The sequence below is a fragment of the Cryobacterium sp. N19 genome (assembly GCF_002929595.1).
GTDB lineage: Bacteria > Actinomycetota > Actinomycetes > Actinomycetales > Microbacteriaceae > Cryobacterium > Cryobacterium flavum.
Genome location: NZ_PJJR01000025.1, coordinates 1 through 5,450 on the forward strand (window position 1 = coordinate 1; position 5,450 = coordinate 5,450).

Below are 5,450 nucleotides of genomic sequence, written 5' to 3' on the forward strand. Positions count from 1 at the left end.
TCCAACTCCGGAATGTTCAACGATGTGCGGAAGAACACATACGCGATCAGGACGGGCAGCAGGAACACGAGGACTTGAACGAAGCCGACGACGAAGAGGGAGATGACCTTCCCGCTGATCAACACGGTGGGGTTCAATGTCGTCAGGATCATCTCCGTCACCCGGTTCTCTTTCTCCTCCAGCGTGCTGGTGAGCATTTGGTTGGAGAGCAGCGTGAAGACCAGGAAAAAGATCACGACGAAGATCAGCGGCGGGATCATGCCCAAGAACCCGGCCGCTTCAACACCGTCGGTGTAGGTCGTCGCGGTGATGGGCACGTTGCCTTGCGCCAAGGCCGTGAGGGCGGGGTCTCCGATGCGATCTTGAGCGCTGGTGATAAATACTTGCGTGGCGAGGCCATTGTATGCACCATTACCGAACAGGCCCTTGTCGACGCCGTACACGTGAACCGGGGTCTCAGCGGGGTCGGTCGGGTACACAAAGTGGGCTTCTCGCTTCCCGGATTTTACTGCGGCGATCGCGGCTGTGTCGTCGGTGACGGCGGTGCCACCTAGCGCGGTGGCCACGGCAGGGTCCACGTATCCGGAGGCGTCGCTGTAGGTGAAGGCCAGTTTGGCGTCCGCTTGACGTGCGGCCGTGTCAGCTGCCGTCATGTTCCCCAGGACCACGAGGGCCAAGACGATGCCGATCGCGATGGGCACCAGCAGGGTAATAAACCAGAAGCGTTTCTTGCCCAGTGTTCGGGTTACTTCGAATGCGAGGACGGTGCGGAGGTTGTGCTGGGCCATCTCAGGCACCCACCATTTCGTTTTGCGCACCATAGACCGTGACAAAGATCTCCTCCAGGGAGAGTTTGCTGGTTGTGAAGCTGCGCACCAGGACCCCGGCTTGGACCAGGTCCCGCAGGATCAGCGCCTCGTCGACTGTGTCTGTCAGGGTAAGTTCGGCATAGTTGCGGTCGCGCGTGCTGATCTCGTAGTGCGGCGATGCTGGGATTTCACCCGAGTAGCTGACCCGGATCATCGTTCCGCCGTACTGGTTTTGCACCTCGGAGATCGTCCCGTACGCCTCGGCGCGACCGTCCTTGAGGAGGATGACGCGGTCGCAGAGCCGTTCAACTTCTTCCATCTGGTGAGTGACCATCAGGACCGTGGCGCCGGCCCGTTTCTGCTCCTCGATGATGTCCATCAGCAGGCGTCGATTGACCGGGTCGAAGCCCTTGGTCGGCTCATCCAGGATCAGCAACTCCGGATCGTTCATGATCGTTACTCCGAGCTGAACTTTCTGCTGCTGCCCGCCGGAGAGTTTGTCCACCCGCGACTTCGCGTGGTCGCCGAGCCCCACCCGCTCCAGGTAGTTCGATGACCAGGCCGATGCGGCCTTCTTGCTGAGGCCCTTGAGCTGGCCGAAGTAGGTCATCACAGTGAGGACTGATTCCTTCTTGTACAGTCCGCGCTCCTCCGGCAGATACCCCAAGCGGCTACCGGCCTCCGGCGTGAACGGCCGGCCGTCCACGTGGAGAATCCCCGCCGTAGGAGCGTAGATCCCTAACAGCGCGCGCAGCGTGGTCGTCTTTCCCGAACCGTTAGACCCGAGAAAACCGAAGGTTTCGCCCCGCCGCACATCAAACGAGAGATCCTCTACGACCGTGGTACTCCCGAAATCCATCCGGAAGTTATGAATATGGACGAGGGGTTCATTGTGGGGCGCCATGCCCTCACTCTATCGAGGAGGTCCCGCCGCCCATCCGCGACCGCGCTGGTGCACTGTCCCGAACGAACCTTCGCCGTCCTACTGCACGGCCAGCTCGACCTCGGCGGCCCCAACGCTTCGTGCGTGGCGCGATCCGACCCGGCATGTGATCGGTGCGAGTGGACATCAAGGCAACGATGAAATGACCGAGCGGATGCTCGCGGCCGACCACCGATTCGCCAGCGCGCACTAACCACAGCATGGCACGGCCTAAATCAACACGGCCCGCGTCATGAGCAGCGACTCCACCGGGAGACCTGGGACTTGTGATCGGCGGCTTTAGGCTTATTCCCGATAGGGGAACCCTTACTGGGATTCTGAAAAAACAGGATGCCCTTTCCTCCGGTGAAAGTAGTGGTGTGGACCTGATTGCTCCTGGCGACTTCGTGAAAGCCCCATTTCCAGTGAAGGTCGACTCACCTATGACCGGCGGGCCGAGGGTCAATCGAATGCGGTGCCCGGTCCGCAGCGGCGGCGGCGTGTTAACGCGGGCGACAACAGACCATCCGGATCGGGTTGCAGCGCCTCGAGATAGTGCACGGAGTCACCGACAACCCCAACCCGTCCAATGCGCTGTTCGCGTTTCTGGAACAACGGTGCCACGGCCCCAGCCACCGTGCGGCATCGGCATCGGCATCGGCTTCGTGCATCGGCTTCGTGCATCGGCTTCGCCGAGACTTACCTAGTCACGGTGTGCCTGGCCTCCCGGATCAATCCATCACCGCTACTGTTCTGCGAGACCTTGGCACGTCACGCATAACTCGGCGTGCGGCACGACCGCAAGCCGGTCCGTGGCAATGGGTTCAGAACATCCGGCGCAGATTCCGAATGTGCCCATGGCTATGCGCTCCAACGCCTGGGTAATTTGTGCAATGACTCGTTTGCTGGACTGGGACATGGTCCAAGCCACGACATCGAGATGCGGTGCCGCCCGCGGGACCAGCTCACCGAGGAGGGCTTCCCGTTCGCGAAGTTGGTTCTCAAGGATCCGACGGAAAACGTCTACGTCGGTCTGGTGGCTCCGACCGGCATGGGAGAGGGATGGCCGAGTAATCATGAATGCTCCTACGCGTTAAAGAAAAAGCGCGCCGCAACTGCGACGCGCTACTGCCAGCTCAACTGACCAAATACTTGGGGGTCAGTGCGGTGGCGCGCGCGTGAAGTAGCGGAAGGGCACAACACGTCCTAGGGAATTGAAGCGCCCGCCCAGAGTGACCAAGCTGCGCTCGGCGCAGGGCATGGTCATACGAGACGTGGGCATAGCTTCACCATAGCCCGTGCCACAGGAAAGGCAAGTCGGCAGCTCTTTGGCGGTACTGCCAGTTCTCAGATGACGCCGAGCGCGAGCATAGCGTCCGCCACGCGGGTGAATCCGGCGATATTCGCACCCGCAACATAATCACCTGGTGAACCGTATTCGTCGGCGGTTTCAAGACACCGATCGTGGATGCCTCGCATGATCTTAGATAGACGATCCTGAGTGTGTTCAAACGTCCATGAGTCGCGCGAGGCATTTTGCTGCATCTCCAGCGCGCTCGTAGCGACTCCGCCCGCATTGACGGCCTTTCCGGGCGCAAACTGCACTTGGGCCCCGACCAGTAACCGGATGGCGTTGGGCGTGGTCGGCATGTTCGCGCCTTCGGCAACGATTCGGCAGCCGTTGCGAATGAGTGCAGCCGCCCCGGTCTCGTCTAATTCGTTTTGCGTCGCACTGGGCAGCGCAATCTCGCATGGCACATCCCAGATGGAACCATCTGCCACAAAGCGACTTTGTCCGCCGCGGAGATCACAGTAGTCAGAGATGCGGCCCCGGCGAACCTCCTTGATTTCCCTCAAAAGTTCCAAGTCGATTCCAGATGGATCGAGGACATAGCCAGTCGAGTCCGAGCACGCAATAACGCGGCCGCCGAGCTGGTGCACCTTTTCGATCGCGTGGATAGCTACATTCCCGGACCCGGAAACGAGAACTTTCCTGCCGTCTAGACTGCTACCCGCCGATTTCAGCATCTCGTCTACGAAGAATACCGTGCCATATCCGGTGGCTTCGGTGCGCACCTGTGACCCGCCCCAGCTCACTCCCTTACCCGTTAAAGTTCCGGATTCGTACCGGTTGGTGATTCTCTTATATTGCCCGAACATGTAGCCGAGTTCTCGGCCGCCAACACCAATGTCTCCTGCAGGCACGTCGGTGTACTCGCCGATGTGTCGATACAGCTCAGTCATGAACGATTGGCAGAAGCGCATCACCTCGGCATCTGAGCGCCCCTTGGGGTCGAAGTCAGAGCCGCCTTTACCTCCTCCGATGGGCAGACCGGTGAGCGCATTCTTGAAGATTTGTTCGAAGCCCAGAAACTTAACGATGCCCAGGTTGAGGCTCGGATGGAATCGCAGTCCGCCCTTATACGGTCCGAGTGTGGAACTGAATTCGACCCTAAAGCCACGATTCACCTCGATCCTGCCGGAATCGGTAACCCACGGCACCCGAAAGATGATCTGTCGTTCCGGCTCACACAAACGCCGGATCACCGCGGAATCGGCATACTGCGGATGCTTGGATACAACCGGGGCAAGGCTCGCCAGCACCTCCCGCACTGCCTGATGAAATTCCATCTCGCCAGGATTCCGGCTCAGCACTTCCTCAAAAACCGGAACAAGATGCGGGTGAAGCACAGCCACAACGGACTCCTTAGCGATGTGATGAGGCAAATACAAGTAGATCGCATCACGATGGATTCCGACGATGCCAATCTATCGGTTGAGGGGAGCTTGGAGAAAACGAAACACATTCGTTTCAACTCTCTCTACGCACGAATCGGCACGGTGTCGTGTGCATCACATGGAAGAGAAAATATGTACTGGTCAGAGGGAAAAATGACTTCTGACACGTTATGGGCTACCGTTACCAGTTACGCCAACTAGAAGTAGGGAAGCGAGGTAAACATGGCCATGAAGAGCCCGGCCGCTCCGAACGGGAAGAAACAACCGTTGAAGTCGCTGAAAGAAAAGCGCGCTGACAAACGCGAAAAGACTGATGAATCGGTTCTCAAGTCCCGCAAGGGCCGGTAGTTGAGTCCTCCTCCTCCTCGTGCGGTGTCGCGCATGGCTCGACACCGCATTGGAGCAGTCTGACAACATCAAATGCACCTTAGTTCGACCACGGGCTATCGCAAAAAGTCCCATCCGAAGGCCCGCCGACATAGACCGAGCCCGCCTCTTTTTAGGGGAATAGCCGAGAGATTGTCACCTCGGACCCGAGTGCGAAAATGTCCAGCGGACGCCCCCGCGTTACGGCCCATACAGCAATTGACTGGCCAAAAGGGATCTGGTCAGGTATTGACGTCGAAGCCGAGGACCTCACAGAGGCTATCCGCGTCGACGCCGATGGTGACGACCGTGGTCTACAGGATGATGATTGACCAGCGCCGCGTAATACAAGCGTCGAGGAACACGCAGAGTGTTCCGGTGATGCCAAAGTCTGGCCCGCGAAACGTGGCGACGTCCCAGTCGTAATCGACACGATTCTGGGACACTACGATCTTGAGATGCTGGCACCAGTCCAGGCCGCAGTTGTGCACACGATTACGGAAAATGAAAGCCGTCCCGGTACAGGGACGGTGACCGGGACACCCGAACACTCACGGAGCATCGAAGGTGATCCGCGTAGTTCCGGGAGTGTCCGATTCCCGTAAGCCCCGCCC

At 59.2% G+C, this 5,450-nt stretch carries 4 protein-coding genes; all 4 read right to left on the bottom strand.

Going from position 1 to position 5,450, the window contains the following annotated elements:
- Positions 1 to 788, bottom strand: a 788-nt coding sequence (locus CXY78_RS00350) for an ABC transporter permease (protein ID WP_158253222.1), incomplete at its 3' end; no start/stop codon positions are given.
- 1 nt (position 789) lies between these two features.
- Positions 790 to 1,713 (bottom strand): ABC transporter ATP-binding protein, encoded by a 924-nt coding sequence (locus CXY78_RS00355; RefSeq protein ID WP_233206023.1) that lies wholly within the window; start codon positions 1,711 to 1,713, stop codon positions 790 to 792.
- A gap of 763 nt (positions 1,714 to 2,476) precedes the next feature.
- Entirely contained in the window at positions 2,477 to 2,809 is a 333-nt protein-coding gene (locus CXY78_RS21935; RefSeq protein ID WP_104087479.1) for a TraR/DksA C4-type zinc finger protein, read from the bottom strand.
- Positions 2,810 to 3,078: 269 nt separating this feature from the next.
- Positions 3,079 to 4,362 (bottom strand): NADP-specific glutamate dehydrogenase, encoded by a 1,284-nt coding sequence (gene gdhA / locus CXY78_RS00365; protein WP_233206024.1) that lies wholly within the window; start codon positions 4,360 to 4,362, stop codon positions 3,079 to 3,081.
- Positions 4,363 to 5,450: the final 1,088 nt, after the last annotated feature.

Coding starts and splice junctions, on each gene's coding strand:
- CXY78_RS00355 (WP_233206023.1), bottom strand. CDS start 1,713: ATGGCGCCCCACAATGAACCCCTCGTCCATATTCATAACTTCCGGATG.
- CXY78_RS21935 (WP_104087479.1), bottom strand. CDS start 2,809: ATGATTACTCGGCCATCCCTCTCCCATGCCGGTCGGAGCCACCAGACC.
- gdhA (WP_233206024.1), bottom strand. CDS start 4,362: ATGGAATTTCATCAGGCAGTGCGGGAGGTGCTGGCGAGCCTTGCCCCG.